This window comes from Candidatus Kuenenia sp. (genome assembly GCF_027493735.1).
Taxonomy (GTDB): Bacteria; Planctomycetota; Brocadiia; order Brocadiales; family Brocadiaceae; genus Kuenenia; species Kuenenia stuttgartiensis_A.
The window spans coordinates 1-18,525 of sequence record NZ_JAOSKF010000019.1; the positions used below are offsets into that span (position 1 = coordinate 1).

Here is an 18,525-nt window from a genome sequence, read left to right on the forward strand (position 1 = left end):
GGCACAAACTTCTCTACGAGGATTAGGCTCGCAGAGGTGGTATTTTCAACCACTCAGGTATTCCATACTTCAAGGCACACATTATACTCAAGGGATTCACAAAGTGTGATTTCAAAAATGCTATAACTATTTGTGTCAACAAAAGTTAAATCTAGTTTTAGAAATCCCTATTTGTGAACTCATAAAGTATAGTATAACCCTTGAGTATTATGTTATGAGTTATCAAACGCGTTTTCTTAAAAACGAGTTTGAGGAACGAATGCCGATGTTAATCACCACCATTTCTCATTTAAGCGAATACCCATTAATAATGAAAGATAAAGCTGCAATCGAAAAGAGGGCAGAGGGGCGCGAGTGCAAGCAAGTCTCACATCCATTAAATCCGCACTTTAGTGCGGTGATATTCGTAAGATAGTCTGAAAGAATAAACAACGTATTGTAGAAAAATGTCATGGGAAAACTACTTGGTATTGCTTTAAAAAAGGCTTCACGCGAGCCAATGATTATCGTTAACGAGGCGCATGTTACTATTAACGATGGTATTGAAAACGATTATAAAGGAAGTATTAAAAAAAGACAAATCACGGTATTGACACATGAAGCATGGGACGAAGCATGTGCCGACATAAAGAAGATATTGCCCTGGACAAACAGAAGGGCGAATTTGTTTATAGAAGGGGTGTCTCTTGTTGATACGAAAGATACTTTCCTGCGCGTAGGAGATGTTGTTTTGAAAATAAATGGAAAGACAACGCCGTGCTGGCGCATGGATGAGATTGCGCATGGGTTAATGGGTTCTCTGGAATCGTTTTGGCGTTGTGGGGTAAAATGCAGTGTGATAAAAGGGGGAAAAATTTCCATTGGCGACGATGTAACGATCTGCCAAACAGCAGAAATCACAGGAATTGCAGAAGAATAGCAGGTCGAAACATTTGCCGTAATTGTCAGAATATTCTTACTAAGGTACTCACTCATTGCGGGTTCAGGAACCAAAAAGAGTTTAACCACAAAGGGTACGAAGAATACAGAACACAAAGGACACAAAGAAGATGATAAAAAGGAGCGGGGAGGGTATCTTTGGTTGCGACTTTACTGTGCTATGGAATCTGCAATATATCATATAACATATTCATATTTATATTTTCCCTGACCGCCTCTGCCAATGCATTGTAATTGTCGTCTTTTGTCTTTTGGGTCTTTATGGAAGAGGTTTTTGTGGCATGAACGCCTTTTTTTTGTTTCAGATAAAATAAGAGTCCCGAACGAAACCCGTCGTTATCGAAAATCCCGTGTATGTATGTTCCCATAATATTTCCATCGTGGGATATGCACCCATCCGGGATATCAACCTGTTTGCCCGCCCGTTCAATAATCCTTGCAAATGGCGTACAGGTGTTCGCGTCTTCAAATCGTGTTCTTCCCATATGAATTTCATACCCCTGAATGTCCTCCTGCATGCCGGCGAATGGTTTATACGCCCCAACCTTTGCTCTTACCTGAAACGTTTGTTTTGATGTTTCAAAAGTAGTAATGCTGTTAACTAAACACAAACCTTGCGCACCGTCCGCTTGCGATTCAACATGATAGGGATCATTAATCTGTTTCCCCATCATTTGATAGCCGCCACAGATACCAACAATCATTGTTCCGCTATTTGAAAGGGTTATGATTTTGTTGAAAATACCTCTTTCCTTCAAAAAATGCAAATCGCCTATGGTATTTTTCGTGCCGGGGATAATGAGCATATCCGGCTTGCCAATCTCATCCGCATTATCCACAAGCCTCATGTTTACATCGTCTTCCTGCGCCAGTGCGTTAAAATCTGTGAAATTCGATATGCGGGGCAGTTTAATCGCTACAATATCCAAACATCTCTTTTCTGCCCCATTGTTATTGTTCTTATAGCTTTCGAGTGAAACGGAATCTTCATCGTCAATGTTAAGATTATGGAGATATGGCACTACGCCGATGACGGGCCGTTTGATGCGTCCCTCAAGCATTTCCAGACCCGGTTTCAATATATTTTTATCCCCCCGGAATTTATTAAAGACAATGCCTTTCACCCTTTCTCTTTCATCTGTATTCAGCAGTTCCATTGTTCCCACTATCCAGGCAAATGCCCCTCCTCTGTCTATATCCGTAACGAGCAATACCGGGGCAGAGGCCATTTTCGCCATTCCCATGTTAACAATATCGCCGTCTTTCAGGTTTATTTCCGCCGGGCTTCCCGCCCCTTCTATAACGATAATATCAAATTGCCGTTGTAAGGCAGTGTAGGCATCCTGTATGACCGAAACCAACTCTCCCTTTTTTTGATAATATTCTTTTGCCGTCATATTCCCAACGGGTTTTCCCATAACAATAACCTGGGAACCACAATCTCCCGTAGGTTTTAAAAGAATAGGATTCATTTCAACCACAGGCTCTGTTTTTGCCGCCTCTGCCTGCGCTACCTGTGCACGCCCCATTTCTTTACCCTCTTTTGTCACAAAAGAATTCAGCGCCATGTTTTGCGCCTTAAAGGGGGCCACGCTAAAACCATCCTGTTTTAATATCCGGCACAAGGCACATACAAGAATACTTTTTCCTACGTGAGAACCGGTGCCCTGTATCATTATTGATTTGTTTTTCATAAATAATCACGTCCCTAAACTGGCATAGCTAGAACCAAACAAATACGAAAACAATCCTCAATCCTTAATCTGCAATTTATCGATTGCCAAACTGCATAAAAGGCCAATAAATATTTTGCCAAAAAGCACGCACTGACAAATGAAAGTGTGTAAAGAAATCACTGTTAAGGGAACTACTGCGGGTTCAGGCTTGTAACCCAATGTCATTAAGTTAAGCAAACGGCCAGAAAAGTCTCCCTTAATAAAGGGGGAAAAAGGGGGGTTGTTTTTAATAAAATAATTCTTAACACCTTAGTTATTTGAAAAATCCAAGGGGATATAAAAAATAATGTAGCCCCTTTGGGGGCGGTCTGTTTGTAGCGCAATAAAATTCAACAGGTAAATAGCTCCGTAGGAGCGGCCTGTATATGATTGACAGGAAGACAGGCCGCTCCTGATTATAGAGACAGGTTTCAAACCTGTCTCTACGATCTGTTATGGTATCCTATCTACTACAAACAGGTTGCTCCTGCGGAGCTTATCGGTAATACGTTTTTTTTAAAACCAAAGTGTTACAATAATTCTTAACTTAATGACATTGGGTTGCAAACCCGACTGGATAGGACTTTTTTAAATACATTGATTAACTTTGTATTTTCTTCCCTAGTCCTAACCGCTATACGAAAATACTCATCATTGAGTCCGGCAAAGTTGGAACAATCACGAATAGCGATGCCCTGCTCCAGCATCCATTTACTCAGAAAAACAGAATTTATCCCTTCTGCGTTGATTTTAACAAATACAAAATTCGCCGCAGGTTTATAAGGAATCAATCCTCGAATATTTGACAACTCTTCGTATAAAAACACCCGTTCGTTTCTTATGAATTCTTTACTTGCGGCAATAAACGCATCGTCTTCCATTGAAACCATTGCGGCATATTGGGCAAAGGTATTGACCGTCCATGGTTCCTTATATTCCAGGAGCTTTTCCGCTACGTTTGCGTGGGCGACGAGATATCCTATTCTCAAACCAGGAAATCCGTAAAATTTTGTAAGAGACCGTACTACAATGAGGTTTTCAAGTGTACCTGCTTCATTTATCACCGTGTATCTCTCCGGCTCATCCACAAAATCCATGAATGCCTCATCTACTACAAACATTACATTTGAATGTTGTTGTATCATTGCCAATAGCGTACGCTTCTCAATTAATAATCCGGTGGGATTATTCGGATTACAGAGGAAAAGCATGCCCGCCTTTTCATCCTGGAAATAATTTTTATTGTAGTGGAAAGAAAAATCGTCTTCGTCATTGAGGGCATACGGGACTACTTCCGTGCCGCTGCATTTTAAAGCCTCTGGAAATTCACTGAAAGACGGTTGCAGGATAATTCCTTTTACAGGTTTTAAAGCGCGGGGCGCCAGATAAAATAATTCCGTAGAGCCATTTCCTACAACAATCTCGTTGGCGGAATGCGCTATTTTCCGCGCTATATATTTTTTCAGACTGTAGCAATCAATATCGGGATAATGCAATATATCGTCGAAATTTTCGAAAACTGTTTTGTGCACGCCTTCCGGATATCCGAGTGGATTAATGTTCGCGCTGAAATCAAGAACAGCGTTTTTGGTATGTACATTTGTATGCTCTCTATATCCGCCATGACCCTTAAACATATTACACTCCGGATTCTATGCCTGAAACTCTGCTTTTAAAAAATACGAAATTCGAAGTACGAAATACGAAACAAATCCGAATAACAAGACATAAAATTCAAAACACACAACAAATATGAAGCACGAAATGCGAGAGACGAAAGAGGCATTTGTTTAGAATTTCGAATCATTTTGTCATTAGAATTTGTTTCGTATTTCACCATATCTGCGGATAAAAAGTATTTTCACCTGAAAATGTCTGCCATTTAAACTACTCTTCTGAAATATTCAATGCGGCTGATTTTGCCGTATGACTCCCATTTAGTTTTTGTACCAAAAATTTTCTTGCCTCACCAATGGTAAGGGGTAAATTTGCCATTGAAATGTAATCTTTATCCCTTAACAGCCTCATAAGTTGCGCTATTTGAGGCAATTCGAGATACATCTTCTCCAATTTCTCTGTTTTCGAGAAAACGTTTTCCGGCGTGCCTTCACACACAATATTTCCCTCATACATAACGGCCATCCTGCTCATGTAAACAGGCACAACATCTACCACATTTGTTGCCATAATAATGGTAATCCCACATTCATGGTTAAGTCTCTGAAGCAGCCTCATAAGTTGTGTTACTCCGGCTGGGTCTAAACCGCTCGTGGGTTCGTCTAGTAAAAGAATTTCCGGCCTCATTGCGAGCACCCCGGCAATGCAAATCCTTTTTTTCTGTCCATAGCTTAAATACCCAACAAACTTATCTGCACAGTGTCGCATATTCACTAACATCAATGCCTCTTCCACCCTCCGCTCAATTTCTTCTTTTGAAAGCCCTAAATTCATAGGCCCGAATGCCACGTCTTCCCGTACTGTTTGAGCAAACAACTGATCATTCGGATCCTGAAACACAATACCTACGCGTTGAACTATCTCACGGGAAGGATACTTCCGTAACGGTCTTCCGTCTAAAAGAACCTCCCCCTCTTGTATTTTCAATAAACCGTTGAAATGTTTTAATAAGGTGGTTTTCCCAGACCCGTTTGGCCCAAGAATTGCCCAAAATGCACCTTTTTCAATATCCAAACATACCCCGCCAAGGGCAAGTGTCCCGTCCGAATATTTATACCGGATATTTTTAGCCTGAAGTATTACCATATCCGTATATTCCCCGCATAGAGAAGAAAGGGGAGAAAGAGGGTCATCCCTGAGAAATAAATATATTCATTTTTACCCAAGGGCTTTAAATGGCAGGTTAATATACATCCTCCCTTATAGCCCCGTGCATACATCGCCTCAGAAGTGCGCTCCGCCCTTTCAACGGCACGGATAATAAGCATTCCACCCAAAATCCCGAGGGATTTTATTGCTTTTAACCATGAGGCATGCCCTAAACGCGCCTTTTGCGCAAACCAGATTGCAGACACTTCATCCAATAATTGGAAAATGTACCGATACATAAAAGACATAAGTTCCAGAACGGTATCCGGCATACGAAACCATTTAAGTCCTGCATTTAGCCGACTCATTGTTGTAGTGAAGGCAAATAAAATCACCAGAGAAATCCCCCCGAGTATTTTGCCTCCAGTTTGCAGTCCGCCAAGAAGACCTTCTTTCTTTAAGGACATGATATATCCCCCAATGGAAAAAGAAACCCATTCCTCTTGTCCTTCATGCAATCCCTTGACCACTAGCATCATAACCGCAAATAATAATGGCAATACCATCTTTTTTATTATTGCCAGAGGAGAAATTTTCAGTGTAAGCAGAAAAACGAACGATATGAAAAGAAAAGAGAGAGACACAAAAACATTTTTTGCCCATATATTTATTGCCAGCATTGATAAGATGTAGATCAACTTGACCCTTACATCGATCCTCGTCAACCAGTTATCTCTCCGGGCATACCTGTCTGTAAATGTGAGATGAAAAAATCCCATAATGAGACGCCTTCTCTAAAAAACTTTCTCTGCTCTGTGGTTAAAATCCTTTTTGCCGGTCTGAGGCATTACCTCTTAAGATACTACATTATTTCTCATAAAATATCTTTCTGGCGTTAAACCCTATAACAAAGCCTCCTATTACACCGGCAAGTGTGAATACAAACAGGAGCAAATCCCCCTGATCAGTATTAATGTAAGGATCACGGGGTGGACGTCCATACTGGCTGGCATATTTTCCTACTATGCTCACATCAATTCCGGTCCACGCACCTTCACCTTCAACTGAATGGATTGTTCCTGTTATTTCAGTGGCTTTTGCCTGATTTTCATGTTCGGTTACACGAATCATCTCAAAATTATCTGCATGCGCCGCAGATAAAAATGAAACCATACCGGCCAAATAAAGTAAAAAAACGATATACACGGTAAATTTAAACAGGTTTTGCATTTTTCTTTATCATCCCAAGTTGAACCAAAATATCCGGCCTTCTTTTTTCTATAAAAACCAGAATAAATCCAACAACCACGCCTTCCACAATACATAAGACCCCCTGTGAGGTCATCATAAAGACGCCAAATATTTCTGCAGTCGCCCTGAAGAAAGACCCACCATTATTTATTACGAGCAATCCCAGTTCAATAGAGGTACCCAAATAAGTAAATAAATCAGAAATTACACCTGCAAAGAAGCCGCACCAAAATAATGGCATGCCGCAGCGCCGGGTTATTTTGAACGCAAAAAATCCGGAGAAAGAGCCTAAAATACCCATGGAAAATATATTCCCGCCCAGCGTTGTTAACCCGCCATGCGCCAAAAACAAGGCTTGAATAAGCAAGGCAATGCCCGCTATCAGTACACTGACAAAAGGTCCCAGCAAAATAGCACTCATGCCTGTGCCGCATGGATGGGAAGTTGCCATTCCGTTTAATGCTACGACGGGAACGGGGAAGCACGAAAAAACGAATACTGCCGCTCCCAGCATGCCAACTAACGGCAGGTAACTATGCATCTCTCTTTTCTTCCGTTTCACCTGGTAAATCCCAATACCTAAAAAAGGAATCGAGACGGCAAACAATGTTACTGCCCATTCTGTGGGCAGAATTCCTTCTGTAATGTGCATTGCATATGCAGCCTTATCGGAAACAAGGAACACGAGCAAAAAAACCGTTATATTTAACAGAAACATTTTTGTACTTTTCAAAACTTTCTCCCGTAAAACAAAAAAACCCATACCTTCAATGTTGAAGATATGGGTTTTCTATTTTATCGAAAAAATAGGCTTGCCGCCTATTCTCATGAAAATAATTACACTCAAAAACTTCACCTTCTTTACCATCGAAGATTTCGTGAAGCAATTACAGGCAGGTCTTCTGGCTCCCGGATCGTTCTACTGGTCACTCCTTCCCGGAAAGCCGTTTAAGCGACTTTTCCAGTGGCGTTGTGACGTTCGTCCCCGGTTACAGCGGCGGGTCCGCTCCTCGCCGCAAATTCTGTTTTGCGGCATGGATTCCCTTTTTATTTCTGCAATAATGAGAAATCACCTGTAATCGAACATAGTAATAATAAATAAAAGAGCGGTCTGATGCACGAAAGACTTTCGGGATTCTACTTTGAGCAAGTCAAATTTGTCAAATGGAAAATAAAACGCTTCACTGTAAACCATGCATTTTATCAATTGCAGCGTTAATGGTAACCATGCAAAACCCTTATATTTGCTCATATATTCTATTGATATGCATACGGTAACGGGTGCATTCCTGATTTTTTGTAACTTCCGCTATGTTTTAATGAAACGTTGCAGTAGTGTTAACCCTGACAGGGTTTGAAACCCTGTCAGGGTTGTTTCGTCCTGACCCCATCATTAACGGTTACAAAAAAACGGGAATGCTCCCTACGGTAACTGTATATATTTCAAAAAACCAAATGGATAAACTATTTTCCGCAAATAATGAGAACCATTAAAAATGTTAGATATTTCAAAATTACAACTAAATTCAGGCAATACCACGCCAACATCAGTCATTTATGCCGTACTCCTTTAGTTTGTGCTTTCAACCTTAATTGCAATTACCTATGAGAAGACCTTTCGGGGGCTTTCCTACTCAAGAAATTTTGTTCAGGTGCTCATACTCAGTTCCGTAGTGGCGGCAACTGTTATGCAGGCGATAGGGGACAGCCTTGCAAGGGGCCCGGTATGCTTGGCGCATTGGCAATTGTTCGGTTCAGAACCAATTTCAGAGACCCAAGAGATATTATCTTCATGTTTGCAAGCCTCGCGGCAGGTATTTCTGTAGGAGTCAAAGGGTATACTATTGCGACAGGCGGCGTTATTGGTTTTTTGTGTTATTGCAGTTATCCTGTATTTTTCCCCATTCGGACAAACCAGTTATTTTGACGGCATGTTGTGGTTTAATCTTTAAAATCTTCCCTCTTCAAAAAATATGCTTGAAAAGGTTCTTCATGACTATTGTAAAATCTTTGCGCTCATTACACTCCGTGATATGGTGCAGGGCAATCGCCTTGATTACGCCTATCATATAAAACTGAAAAGGGGGAAAAGGAAATACAAGGCATAGACTATTTTGTAATATGAGTTTACAAGGTAAGGGCAAGATAATTTCTCCGCTCTGCAGCCTTCAAATACAGACGACTTTAAGGGGTGTATTATGATGGTTTACGTGTGTGTGAAAATCGGTGTTCAATTTCTTTTGGGGTAGGCATAAACCTCCCCTTCATTCATTCCAACCGCATGGATGTCAATCGCAGAAAACTTCAATTTTTATCTGCAAAGGGCGAGCACGAAGAACTAAAAAGGTCTTTGGGAGAAAATGTGCGATTACTTTCCGGGGAAATGAACAACATATTTCGGCAGTATGATGTGCTTATGGAAGAAAAAACAACGGGCGGCACGGAATCAGCACTAAAAAAATATATGGAAACAGAAGGCATCGATCCGCTAATGCTGCTCGATATGCAGGAAAGCATTGTTAAAACGGACATCCTCATTAAGCAATGGCAATATGAAATTTACACAAAGTACCTTGAATACCTGGATATCTCAGGGCAATTAACCAGACTCCCTATTCGAAATTATCTTTCCCCGGACTTAGGGCAAATAGAGTTCTAAATATATGATTGAAGAGACAGCGCTGACCATCCGGAGGCGATACGAGTTGGAATTTGTCATTCCAAAAGAAATGATAGAACCCATTTCGCGTTTTGCTTCTATTTATTGTTCTCCCGACAAATATTCTTCAAATGCTGATAATGGTTTTTATTGCATAAACAATCTGCATTTTGATACTCCAGATTATTTATTTCTTATGCAAAGGCTGGACAAATGTAACAGAAGACTTCATCTGAGGATTCGTTCGTACCCCAATTCCAAAAAGTATCGCTGTTTTCTTGAAGTGAAAGAGAAGACCGGGGATATTGTCAACAAATACAGGGCGCCTCTTTATGATGAAAACTGGCGCAGGATGTTTGAAGACCTGGATTATTCATCGTGTGAAGAAAAAGACTTTGACCCGAATTCGTCCAAAACGCATTTCCTGAAGACGGCATATTTCTATAATGCAACGCCTAAAATGTTGTCTCAATATTGGAGGAAGGCATATGTATCCAATGTGAATGAATATGCGAGGGTAACGTTCGACACCGACCTGAGATATCAGCCGGCAGGGGGATATTGTATTATTCAGGATGAGAATAAAGTGGTTTCGCTGGATGACGAAACGCTTTTTGCCCAGAATGCAACGTCATACTGGAACTCAAGTGCTACACCATGCAGGTACCCTTATGGATGATCGATCTTATCCGGCATTTCAATCTCCAGCGGCAGGGTTTTTCAAAATATGTTGAAGGCATCATAAATGTCCTGCAACTTTACAAATATGATTCCGGGGTGAGACAGGCATCATCTGTATTGTTTTAACACAGAATTAAAGTTATGATTTACGGCCAAGGCGCCATTGCTCCAATTCCTTTTTTAATGGCAGCCAATATTCCCGATCTTTTTTCCTTTCGGCACTTTCTTCTTGTATGAGGAGAGATTCAATTTCTTCCACGTTTTGGTTTAATACTGCTTTAAGCAGTGACCGGGTAGGTATAAGATTTTTACATAATGCAGCATTTTTCCTTGCTATTTCCATGAGTAAAACAGGAGTCCTGCATTCCATGAGCCAGAAAATAATCTTTTCTTTCCCGGCTTTTCTATAACCCTGCGTGACGTCGGTTTCAATGAGACGGCGAATCATGGGCCAGTCCTTTTCGCGCTGCGTCTTTTTAGCCTGAATTAAATCCGGTAGTGAAAGAATACCCATCTCACCAATCTCCGGCAACTTCACAATGGACCTTCTCTCCCATAATTGCTCAAAATCGGAACAGCCTCGCATTTTAGCCATCATATCAATGCGCAAGCCTTCTACCCCTTCTGCATTGCAACGGAAATGGCATGCATGACCTCGTCTGAGTACTTGTTTGCCCAGTGGCGGTACAAATATGGTTTCAGCTTTCAAACATTTCAGTGCCTTTTTTATAGCTGAAATGTTCTTTGTATCAATCCCGATAGAAAAATCTATATCACGACTGAACTCAGATCCGCCGTATAAAATGCACGCCTGGCCTCCCATAAGCAGGTATCGAACGCTGCAATTCTGGAAAGTCAAAAGGGCTTTGTGAATCGGGTTCTGGATCAAAACTCCCTCCAAGTTCTAAATATATCGGCCAAAGTTTAGAGCTTTCAATGTATCTCTGTTCAGGTGTTAATTTCGCCCAATCTTCTTGTTCCTCATTAAAAAATAGCTTTAAATTTATTTGCATGGGTAATTTTCTCTATTCTGACCTACCACATAAACTAAACGGTTACAAAATTTTGCAATTGCGTGGGTTGTGCTGATAAAGCCAGCAACTATCGCTGAAAACTGTATAAGTGGGTCGGCTTGATAAGCCTTTATCCGAAGCGCTAGGTAGATGTTTTCGTTGTGGACAAATCCCTTTAGTTTTAGAATATTATCATTGTTCTGCCTGATTTTCGAAGTTTATAACACAATGGGAGAGATATTAAAATATCTTTGCGACTGCAACTGCAATGCTCGTGCAGCCTGCGACGATAGCGAATATTTTCATTAGAAGATCGGAGTGTGAGGCTTTTATGCGCCATTCCAAAGTAGTCATTTCTGTGTGCATTTCTTTGCGAAACTCATCGAATTGTTTATTAACGCCGTCGAATCTTTTATTAATCTCGTCGAATTGCCTGTTTGTGTCTTCGTGCATTCTGCTGATAAAGTCTTTTAAACTCTGCTGTCCGTCAACGTGGGATTCCTCTATTATGTCCGTAAGCACCTCGGCTTGTTCGTGCGGGAATCCGACCGCTTCTAACTTTCTGATATTACTGAGTTCTTTGGTTATTGGCATTTTAGTCTCCTGTTTAGAATCCTATCATTGTTCTGCCTGATTTTCAACGTTTATTGCTGCCTGCAAAACCTCCTTTTTGAATTTACGATTCTAGATTTTAGATTTAAAAAATCGTACTTCTAAAAATGTAGGATTATAAAATCTTTTCTAATTCTACAGTATCTCTACTATTGCTTTTCCAACGGTAAATAGCTCCCTTTTGACTTTCAAGCTTGTTGAAATGCTTCTTGACTAAAACGAACGTTTCTTATAAAATTTCCAAACCATACGTTATTTACTAAATACGACAAACTTGACAAAACATTCGAATATAAAACTTACAGCCATTTGGCTCAAAACACTCACGATTTTGATGTAAATGCTGTAAATATCGCAAACGATATTGTTGCAGTTTTTTTAAGCCTTTAAGATTTTGCGCCCATAGCTCAATTGGATAGAGTCACGGACTACGAATCCGGAGGTTGGAGGTTCAAGTCCTCCTGGGCGCGTTTTTACTTAACGAGCGATAGTCTTTTCTATACCCGTTTGTGTTTTGCCCCATAAAATGCATACCAAATAAGCTGAGGTGTTTTATCATAGATGAACGGCATCGGAATTGATTCATAAATTAAAGAGCGCGGATATATATTATTTTCTTAACAATACCAAGATTGAGATTTTATACCTATCTCACAACGCAGCATAGCCGCAACCAAAAAGATTTTAATTACGAAACACACAGAGAACACGACGGACATTGTAAGGGCATGTTGTAACGTGCCTCCTCCTACAAAAGCGTTTTTACAAGGATAATATGATAGTATTAAATAAGGCAATGGGTATGGAAAGCGCAAGCAGTAATCATGAGTATTTTATGCGGCAAGCGATTAAAGAAGCGGAAAAGGCTGCGGATATTAATGAAGTTCCGGTAGGCGCCGTAATTGTATATGATAACCGGATTATTGCCCGTGCGCATAACCAAAGGGAAATGCTTAAAGACCCGACAGCCCATGCGGAAATGATAGCGATAACCCAAGGGGCGGAGTATTTGCAAAATTGGCGACTAACCGGGTCTACTATCTATGTAACTCTGGAACCCTGCGTAATGTGTGCCGGTGCCTTGGTGCAGTCAAGGATTGATAAGCTTGTGTATGGGGCTGTTGATAAAAAAGCGGGCGCTTGCGTGTCTGTCATGAATCTTGTCCAAAATACTAAGTTGAATCACCGTTTGGAAGTAATACCCGATATCCTTGCTGATGAATGCAGGGATATATTAAAGAGATTTTTTTTAGAGAATTGCCGCATTAAGTAAATGTTTAGTACCTTAGCAATAATTTCTTTGCACACTTCCATTCGTCAGTGCGTGCTTTTTGGCAAAATATTTAATGGTGAAATCCGGTAACTGTAAAATCCGAAATCCGAAACAAATTCTAATGACAAAATGATTTGAAATTCTAAACAAAAGCCTTTTTTGTCTCTCGTATTTCGCGCTTCACATTGTTGTATGTTTTGAATTTGTTTTGAATTTTATGCTTTGTTATTCGGATTTGTTTCGTACTTCGAATTTCGTATTTATTTATTTCTTTCTTGCTTGGTTCTGGATATACCAGTTTAGGAATTTCAATATTTCTGCAGAGGCGCATGCAATGCGTTTCTACATTTGATTTTTTCAATAGTTACAGTTTTTTTATAGTGAAAAGCCGGAGAGGTGCCGGAGCGGTTGAACGGGACGGTCTCGAAAACCGTTTTCCGCGATTGCGGAACGTGGGTTCGAATCCCACCCTCTCCGCCATCAAAAACGGAAAATGTGGTAACGTTTTATTGCAAGTAGTGATGAAGGGTGACTGAAATAATCGTTTATTTTTTAAATGAATAGCACTGGAAGATTAAAGATGGAGAGGTGTCAGAGTGGCCGAATGAGCGCGCTTGGAAAGCGCGTATACCGCTTAAAACGGTATCGCGGGTTCGACTCCCGCCCTCTCCGCCATCATTGAAAAATTGGCCGTGCTAGATGGGGAGCTAGCGGTACCCTGTAACCTGCAACCCGCTATAGCAGGATTGATCGCTTTTCTGAGGGCTCACGACTGTTATCTTTGTCAATGTAAGTGGTGATGAAGGTTGGATCTCATGCAATGGGAGACGATGCGAATCTGGTCAGATGCGGAAGCAAGCAGCCATAAACACTTGTCCTCATGTGCCGTGAGTTAGTCTGGCCTGAGCTAACTGCATTGGTAAACTAACAGAAGGGGGCACGAAAAAAGTGCACGGCCGTTTATAAAACCTTTTATGTGGTGGTTTTTATCGATAGATTCTGATAATATAAAAGCATAAATTGCTTACACCAATTTTGAAGTAGAAGTAACGGTTGTAACTTCTCAATTGGTAGTTGATAGTTGTAGAATTATTCTGGTAAAAAATTTAAAGATTTCCCTGTTTTTAAATTTTTTACTACCAATTGTGGCTATCAACTATCACTACCCACTACCAACGTATGGCTTCATTTCCGCAACTTATTGAGAAGTTACTTAAGTGTGTTAAAAAACTCTATGGTTGAAAAGGAATGTAGGTGATTTTTAAATGTCTTATGTAGTATTAGCCCGTAGATACCGACCTCAAACCTTTAGCGACATAGTAGGGCAAGCGCCTATAGTAAAAACCCTTGGAAATGCAATACGTACAGACAGGGTAGCCCATGCTTATCTGTTTGCTGGTCCGAGGGGCGTAGGCAAGACCTCCACGGCGCGTATACTGTCAAAGGCGTTAAATTGTGTTAATGGTCCTACTGACACCCCCTGCAACGTATGCGATATCTGCCAGAGCATTTCCGAAGGAAGCGACATAGACGTTCTGGAAATTGATGGCGCCTCAAACCGTGGAATTGATGAGATAAGAAATATACGCCAAAATGTAGGATTTGCCCCATCGAGAGCGCGGTATAGAATTTATATTATTGATGAAGTACACATGCTTACCCGTGAAGCATTTAATGCCCTTCTTAAAACCCTCGAAGAACCACCAGCTCATGTTAAGTTTATATTTGCGACAACTGCGGCAAACCGTCTTCCTGAAACAGTTCAATCACGGTGCCAACGGTTTGACTTTAAGAATATTTCCGTTAATGATATTGAAAAACACCTTTTGGAAATATGCAAAACGGAAGGGAAACAAATAGAGTCTGCTGCACTCCATACGATTGCAAAATATGCAAAGGGAGGATTAAGGGATTCACAATCTGTGCTTGATCAACTCTTTTCTTTCTGCGATGACAACGTAACTTCGGCGGATGTAAATTATGTGCTGGGGTATATTGATGATGATAAGATTTATAGTATGTTTGAGTGTTTTGTGAACAAAGATACTTCAGGTGCGCTGAGAATTGTGGATGATATTCTGAATGAGGGAAAGACTCCGGCGGAGTTTATTGATCAGTTGCTTCTGCGGTTAAGAGATCTTTTGGTGTTTTCGTCCTGCGGCCAGGAAGCAGTATGGGCGGAGTATGACGAGTCTTTTATTCAGCGCTTTGAAAAATCATTTTCCGGCGATACACTGATGTATATGATTCAAATGCTTTCCGTGATGAGGATACGTTCAACGGATTCTTTGCTGCAGCGGATTTCTGCGGAAATGGCCATTATAAAACTGTGCCGGATGGAATCTATCGACGCATTGTCTGGTCTTATTGAACGCATAACGACATTAGAGGAAAAACTGGAGCAAGTTGACAATATCCCTGGCAAGAGAGGTAGTGCTATTCTCCTTCCCGCAGAATCGTTTGCCCGGCAGACAGTGTCGGAAAAATCAATAGAAGAAGGCGACGTGATACCTCCTGCAAAAGAAGAAAAAATAACTCCAGGTATCGCAATGGAAAAAAACGAGGTATGGGGGGATATCCTTAAAAGCATTCAGAAAAAGAAAAAATCTACCTGGGCGTTTTTCAAGGAAGGCCGGCTGGTAAGCAGCGATGCTGGAGTATTGGTAGTTGCATTTCCCAGAAAATTTCTTTTTCAGAAAGAAAGGTTGGAGCAACCGGAAGAAAAAAAACTTATCGAAAATTGTGCGAAAGAAGTGGTGCCGGGGTTTATGGAACTGAAGCTTGTACTATCTGAAAAAGAAGAGCCGGAAGAGAACAGACAGAGCCAAAGTTTGGACAATGGTGGTGCACAGCAAATAAACGATACGGTGTTTTCAGAACCGGCAGTAAAAAAAACGTTAGAATTATTTGACGGTCGTGTTATTAAAGTTAACCGATAGGGGGGGTGACATGAAGGGTTTTGGCAATATGACAGAAATGATGAAACAGATGCAGAAGCAGGCGCAAAAAATGCAAAAGCAGATGGAGGATGCACAGAGGGATTTGAAAGAACGTGTAATAGAGGCTACCTCCGGCGGCGGTATGATTACGGTACACATGAATGGGAAGCAGGAAATCCTTTCTATAAAAATTGACCCGGAAGTGGTAGACCCGGAAGATGTTCAGATGCTGGAAGATCTTATCCTTTCCGCCGTTTCCCAGGCGTTGAAAAAATCTCAGGAATTATATCAATCCGAGATGGGAAAATTTACCGGTGGGCTAAATATTCCAGGCATGCAAGGAATGTTTGGAGGATGATTCGTTCATTGATCTTAAAGAGGTATGTACTTTGAATACTTATCCGCAAACAGTGAATAACCTTATTAGTGAGTTTGGGAAAATGCCAGGGATTGGGCAGAAGACCGCAGAACGGTTAGCCTGTTATGTTTTAAAACAGCCGGTTGACGATGCTATGAAGCTGGCGTATGCTATTCGCGATGTAAAGAAATATATGAAAATCTGTACTGTTTGCTTTAACGTCTCAGAAAATAGCCCATGCCATATTTGTAGTAATTTACGCAGGGATAGTTCAATTATTTGCGTTGTTGAACAGTTCGCAGATTTACTAACCATTGAAAAAACTGGCAAATATAATGGTCATTATCATATACTCCAGGGACATATTTCCCCCCTTGAGGGTATTGACCCCGACTTACTCACTATTGGCAGACTTTTGCAAAGAGTAAAAGACGGCAGCGTTAAAGAGGTGATACTTGCCACTAATTTGAATATGGAAGGGGATATAACCGCCGTATATATACATAAACAATTACAATCATTTGGCGTTAAAGTGACGAGGATTGCCCGCGGGTTGCCGACGGGCAGTTATCTTGAATATGCAAATACCGCTATTGTAGCCGATGCGGTCAGTGATAGGAATGAGATGAGGAACTAATTTAACGTATGTTTTTTACTGAAACACAACACCAGTTATTTATAGTTAATTTTTGGGAAGGTGATTTTTAATGAAAATGCAGTCTTCTTTATTGCCGCAACTCCAGCAAAAGATGAAGTTGTCTCCCCAGATAATTCAGTCTATAGAAATACTCCAGCTTCCGTTATTGGCCCTGGCAGAGCGCATACAGCAAGAGCTGCTGGATAACCCGGTTCTTGAGGAGGTGGTTGAACAACCTAAAGAAGATAGCCCTGTCTCAGAAGACAGCTCAATTGCCGGAGAAAATGCTGCTCAAACCGAATGGGATGACGCCAAAAAGGCAGAGGTTGACCGGCATAATGAGATGGCGGAAGATTGGAATGAATATTATTCGAAGACGACAATCCGGAAGAGTGCCCTTTCTGATGAACGCGATCAGAAACAAGAGGCATTGGAAAATACTGCCACCAAACCAATGTCGCTTCATGATTACCTGCTGGGGCAGTTATCGCTTATGGAAGTTCCTGAACATCTTTATGAAGCATGTGAGAACATTATTTATTCTGTTGATACCTCCGGGTATTTATCAGGTTCGTTAGAAGAAATAGTTTCATCTTTTGAAAAACCTGTTTCTTTGGCGGATGCTGAAAAGGCGTTAGAAATTGTACAGACATTGGAACCGCCTGGTATCGGTGCGAGAAATTTACAGGAATGTTTACTGTTACAGTTAGACAATCGTGACCCGAATTACCACATAACAAAGGATCTTCTGCAAAATTATTTATTAGAAATCGAATCAAGAAAATATCCTGCCATAGCAAAGAAAACAGGATATAGCCTTGAAACTATAAAAAAACAGGTAGAATTTATTCGTACACTAAACCCAAAACCCGGTTCCGTATTTAACGATGAAACAATTCCGTATGTGGTCCCTGAAGTGAAGGTAGAACAAATTGACGGGGAATATGAGGTGTTTTTGATTGATAATGCTAATATACCACATTTGCATATTAGCTCCTTTTATAGAAAATCCTTGAGTGAAAGCAATATTGATAGTTCAACGCGCCAGTATATACAGAAGAAGATTGAATCTGCTAAATGGCTGGTTGATGCCATAGAGCAACGGAGGAGTACATTATATAAAGTAGCATGCAAAATTGTAAGCATGCAAAAGGGCTTTTTAGATGAAGGAGTTCACCGCCTGCGAACATTGAAGATGCAGGACGTTGCCGATATTGTTGGCGTCCATGTTTCAACGGTGAGCCGTGCAATTGCCCATAAATATATCCAAACCCCGCAGGGCGTTTTTGAAATGAAATTTTTCTTCACAGGAGGTTTTCAGAATGCCGACGGTAATATGGAATCATGGGAATCTATCCGGCAGAAACTTATTGAAATTATTGCAAAAGAAGATAAATCAAACCCATTGAGCGATGAAGAGGTTGCAGATAAATTAGGCGCCTCAGGGGTAGACATAGCCAGGAGAACGGTCACCAAATACCGCCGTATTCTGAAAATACCCTCGTCAAGACAGCGAAAAGCATATTAGGCTGGATTGAAAGTATAAAACGTTTGGTTCAGGTTACAAACCTGAACCCGCGCCGGGTAGGCACTGCCTACAGGAAAATGTAACTTCTCGATAAGTTGAGGTTCTTATAATAATTTCTACAATCCACTGTCTGCAATTTGCCGACTGTAGATTG

Annotated in this window: 18 protein-coding genes, 3 tRNA genes, 1 other RNA gene and 1 riboswitch; of the genes, 14 read left to right on the plus strand and 8 right to left on the minus strand. The window is 40.9% G+C overall.

Annotated elements, in window-relative coordinates:
- Positions 1 to 214 precede the first annotated feature (214 nt).
- Both M5U24_RS11325 and M5U24_RS11330 read left to right on the plus strand, forming a co-directional pair.
- The gene (locus M5U24_RS11325) at positions 215 to 415 is read left to right on the plus strand and encodes a hypothetical protein (protein ID WP_099323659.1); all 201 of its coding nucleotides are present in this window, start codon (positions 215 to 217) and stop codon (positions 413 to 415) included.
- Positions 416 to 451: 36 nt separating this feature from the next.
- Positions 452 to 919, plus strand: coding sequence for an MOSC domain-containing protein (locus M5U24_RS11330; protein WP_099323658.1), 468 nt, complete (start codon positions 452 to 454; stop codon positions 917 to 919).
- A 178-nt stretch (positions 920 to 1,097) separates the two neighbouring features.
- Here M5U24_RS11330 and M5U24_RS11335 read toward each other — a convergent pair whose 3' ends face one another.
- The 6 genes from M5U24_RS11335 to M5U24_RS11360 all read right to left on the minus strand — a co-directional run bounded on the left by M5U24_RS11335 (position 1,098) and on the right by M5U24_RS11360 (position 7,404).
- Positions 1,098 to 2,633 (minus strand): cobyric acid synthase, encoded by a 1,536-nt coding sequence (locus M5U24_RS11335; protein ID WP_099323657.1) that lies wholly within the window; start codon positions 2,631 to 2,633, stop codon positions 1,098 to 1,100.
- A 563-nt stretch (positions 2,634 to 3,196) separates the two neighbouring features.
- Positions 3,197 to 4,291 (minus strand): threonine-phosphate decarboxylase CobD, encoded by a 1,095-nt coding sequence (gene cobD, locus M5U24_RS11340; protein WP_099323656.1) that lies wholly within the window; start codon positions 4,289 to 4,291, stop codon positions 3,197 to 3,199.
- Between the two features lie 250 nt (positions 4,292 to 4,541).
- Positions 4,542 to 5,417 (minus strand): ATP-binding cassette domain-containing protein, encoded by an 876-nt coding sequence (locus M5U24_RS11345; protein WP_099323655.1) that lies wholly within the window; start codon positions 5,415 to 5,417, stop codon positions 4,542 to 4,544.
- Positions 5,411 to 6,199, minus strand: coding sequence for a cobalt ECF transporter T component CbiQ (gene cbiQ, locus M5U24_RS11350; RefSeq protein WP_099323654.1), 789 nt, complete (start codon positions 6,197 to 6,199; stop codon positions 5,411 to 5,413). The genes M5U24_RS11345 and cbiQ overlap by 7 nt, the downstream gene beginning before the upstream one ends.
- 88 nt (positions 6,200 to 6,287) lie before the next feature.
- Complete coding sequence (locus M5U24_RS11355; protein WP_099323653.1) at positions 6,288 to 6,650, minus strand: hypothetical protein; 363 nt, start codon at positions 6,648 to 6,650, stop codon at positions 6,288 to 6,290.
- Entirely contained in the window at positions 6,634 to 7,404 is a 771-nt protein-coding gene (locus tag M5U24_RS11360; RefSeq protein ID WP_157775621.1) for an energy-coupling factor ABC transporter permease, read from the minus strand. Before M5U24_RS11360 ends, M5U24_RS11355 begins: the two co-directional genes overlap by 17 nt.
- 141 nt (positions 7,405 to 7,545) lie before the next feature.
- Positions 7,546 to 7,763, minus strand: a riboswitch (cobalamin riboswitch).
- A gap of 634 nt (positions 7,764 to 8,397) precedes the next feature.
- Here M5U24_RS11360 and M5U24_RS11365 point away from each other — a divergent pair.
- From M5U24_RS11365 to M5U24_RS11375, 3 genes are all read left to right on the plus strand, one after another.
- Entirely contained in the window at positions 8,398 to 8,598 is a 201-nt protein-coding gene (locus M5U24_RS11365) for a hypothetical protein (RefSeq protein ID WP_099323651.1), read from the plus strand.
- A 285-nt stretch (positions 8,599 to 8,883) separates the two neighbouring features.
- The gene (locus tag M5U24_RS11370; protein ID WP_157775618.1) at positions 8,884 to 9,330 is read left to right on the plus strand and encodes a hypothetical protein; all 447 of its coding nucleotides are present in this window, start codon (positions 8,884 to 8,886) and stop codon (positions 9,328 to 9,330) included.
- Between the two features lie 4 nt (positions 9,331 to 9,334).
- On the plus strand, positions 9,335 to 10,009 hold the full coding sequence (locus M5U24_RS11375; protein WP_099323649.1) for a polyphosphate polymerase domain-containing protein: 675 nt from the start codon (positions 9,335 to 9,337) through the stop codon (positions 10,007 to 10,009).
- 141 nt (positions 10,010 to 10,150) lie between these two features.
- On the opposite strand, the gene M5U24_RS11380 is transcribed toward M5U24_RS11375, so the two are convergent.
- Together M5U24_RS11380 and M5U24_RS11385 are read right to left on the minus strand one after the other, a co-directional pair.
- The gene (locus M5U24_RS11380; RefSeq protein ID WP_099323648.1) at positions 10,151 to 10,900 is read right to left on the minus strand and encodes a hypothetical protein; all 750 of its coding nucleotides are present in this window, start codon (positions 10,898 to 10,900) and stop codon (positions 10,151 to 10,153) included.
- A gap of 364 nt (positions 10,901 to 11,264) precedes the next feature.
- Positions 11,265 to 11,618: a hypothetical protein gene (locus tag M5U24_RS11385; protein WP_164994894.1), complete on the minus strand. Its 354-nt coding sequence runs from the start codon at positions 11,616 to 11,618 to the stop codon at positions 11,265 to 11,267.
- A gap of 414 nt (positions 11,619 to 12,032) precedes the next feature.
- Here M5U24_RS11385 and M5U24_RS11390 point away from each other — a divergent pair.
- The 9 genes from M5U24_RS11390 to rpoN all read left to right on the plus strand — a co-directional run bounded on the left by M5U24_RS11390 (position 12,033) and on the right by rpoN (position 18,371).
- Positions 12,033 to 12,106: transfer RNA gene (locus M5U24_RS11390), tRNA-Arg, on the plus strand.
- 305 nt (positions 12,107 to 12,411) lie between these two features.
- Positions 12,412 to 12,909 (plus strand): tRNA adenosine(34) deaminase TadA, encoded by a 498-nt coding sequence (gene tadA, locus M5U24_RS11395; RefSeq protein ID WP_230405770.1) that lies wholly within the window; start codon positions 12,412 to 12,414, stop codon positions 12,907 to 12,909.
- A gap of 390 nt (positions 12,910 to 13,299) precedes the next feature.
- Positions 13,300 to 13,389: transfer RNA gene (locus M5U24_RS11400), tRNA-Ser, on the plus strand.
- A gap of 102 nt (positions 13,390 to 13,491) precedes the next feature.
- Positions 13,492 to 13,584, plus strand: a tRNA-Ser gene (locus M5U24_RS11405).
- A gap of 15 nt (positions 13,585 to 13,599) precedes the next feature.
- An RNA gene (ffs, locus tag M5U24_RS11410) (signal recognition particle sRNA large type) lies at positions 13,600 to 13,865 on the plus strand.
- Between the two features lie 309 nt (positions 13,866 to 14,174).
- Positions 14,175 to 15,848, plus strand: coding sequence for a DNA polymerase III subunit gamma/tau (dnaX, locus tag M5U24_RS11415; protein ID WP_099323644.1), 1,674 nt, complete (start codon positions 14,175 to 14,177; stop codon positions 15,846 to 15,848).
- A gap of 10 nt (positions 15,849 to 15,858) precedes the next feature.
- The gene (locus M5U24_RS11420) at positions 15,859 to 16,206 is read left to right on the plus strand and encodes a YbaB/EbfC family nucleoid-associated protein (protein ID WP_099323643.1); all 348 of its coding nucleotides are present in this window, start codon (positions 15,859 to 15,861) and stop codon (positions 16,204 to 16,206) included.
- A gap of 31 nt (positions 16,207 to 16,237) precedes the next feature.
- Complete coding sequence (gene recR / locus M5U24_RS11425; RefSeq protein ID WP_099326932.1) at positions 16,238 to 16,843, plus strand: recombination mediator RecR; 606 nt, start codon at positions 16,238 to 16,240, stop codon at positions 16,841 to 16,843.
- Between the two features lie 70 nt (positions 16,844 to 16,913).
- Positions 16,914 to 18,371: an RNA polymerase factor sigma-54 gene (gene rpoN / locus M5U24_RS11430; protein WP_099323642.1), complete on the plus strand. Its 1,458-nt coding sequence runs from the start codon at positions 16,914 to 16,916 to the stop codon at positions 18,369 to 18,371.
- Positions 18,372 to 18,525 lie beyond the last annotated feature (154 nt).

Bases quoted from the DNA above. Each gene is read 5' to 3' on its own strand.
- M5U24_RS11330 (WP_099323658.1), top strand. From the start codon at position 452: ATGGGAAAACTACTTGGTATTGCTTTAAAAAAGGCTTCACGCGAGCCA.
- M5U24_RS11375 (WP_099323649.1), top strand. From the start codon at position 9,335: ATGATTGAAGAGACAGCGCTGACCATCCGGAGGCGATACGAGTTGGAA.
- tadA (WP_230405770.1), top strand. From the start codon at position 12,412: ATGATAGTATTAAATAAGGCAATGGGTATGGAAAGCGCAAGCAGTAAT.
- M5U24_RS11420 (WP_099323643.1), top strand. From the start codon at position 15,859: ATGAAGGGTTTTGGCAATATGACAGAAATGATGAAACAGATGCAGAAG.
- cobD (WP_099323656.1), bottom strand. From the start codon at position 4,291: ATGTTTAAGGGTCATGGCGGATATAGAGAGCATACAAATGTACATACC.
- M5U24_RS11345 (WP_099323655.1), bottom strand. From the start codon at position 5,417: ATGGTAATACTTCAGGCTAAAAATATCCGGTATAAATATTCGGACGGG.
- rpoN (WP_099323642.1), top strand. From the start codon at position 16,914: ATGAAAATGCAGTCTTCTTTATTGCCGCAACTCCAGCAAAAGATGAAG.
- M5U24_RS11355 (WP_099323653.1), bottom strand. From the start codon at position 6,650: ATGCAAAACCTGTTTAAATTTACCGTGTATATCGTTTTTTTACTTTAT.
- M5U24_RS11325 (WP_099323659.1), top strand. From the start codon at position 215: ATGAGTTATCAAACGCGTTTTCTTAAAAACGAGTTTGAGGAACGAATG.
- dnaX (WP_099323644.1), top strand. From the start codon at position 14,175: ATGTCTTATGTAGTATTAGCCCGTAGATACCGACCTCAAACCTTTAGC.
- M5U24_RS11365 (WP_099323651.1), top strand. From the start codon at position 8,398: ATGCTTGGCGCATTGGCAATTGTTCGGTTCAGAACCAATTTCAGAGAC.
- cbiQ (WP_099323654.1), bottom strand. From the start codon at position 6,199: ATGGGATTTTTTCATCTCACATTTACAGACAGGTATGCCCGGAGAGAT.
- M5U24_RS11335 (WP_099323657.1), bottom strand. From the start codon at position 2,633: ATGAAAAACAAATCAATAATGATACAGGGCACCGGTTCTCACGTAGGA.
- M5U24_RS11385 (WP_164994894.1), bottom strand. From the start codon at position 11,618: ATGCCAATAACCAAAGAACTCAGTAATATCAGAAAGTTAGAAGCGGTC.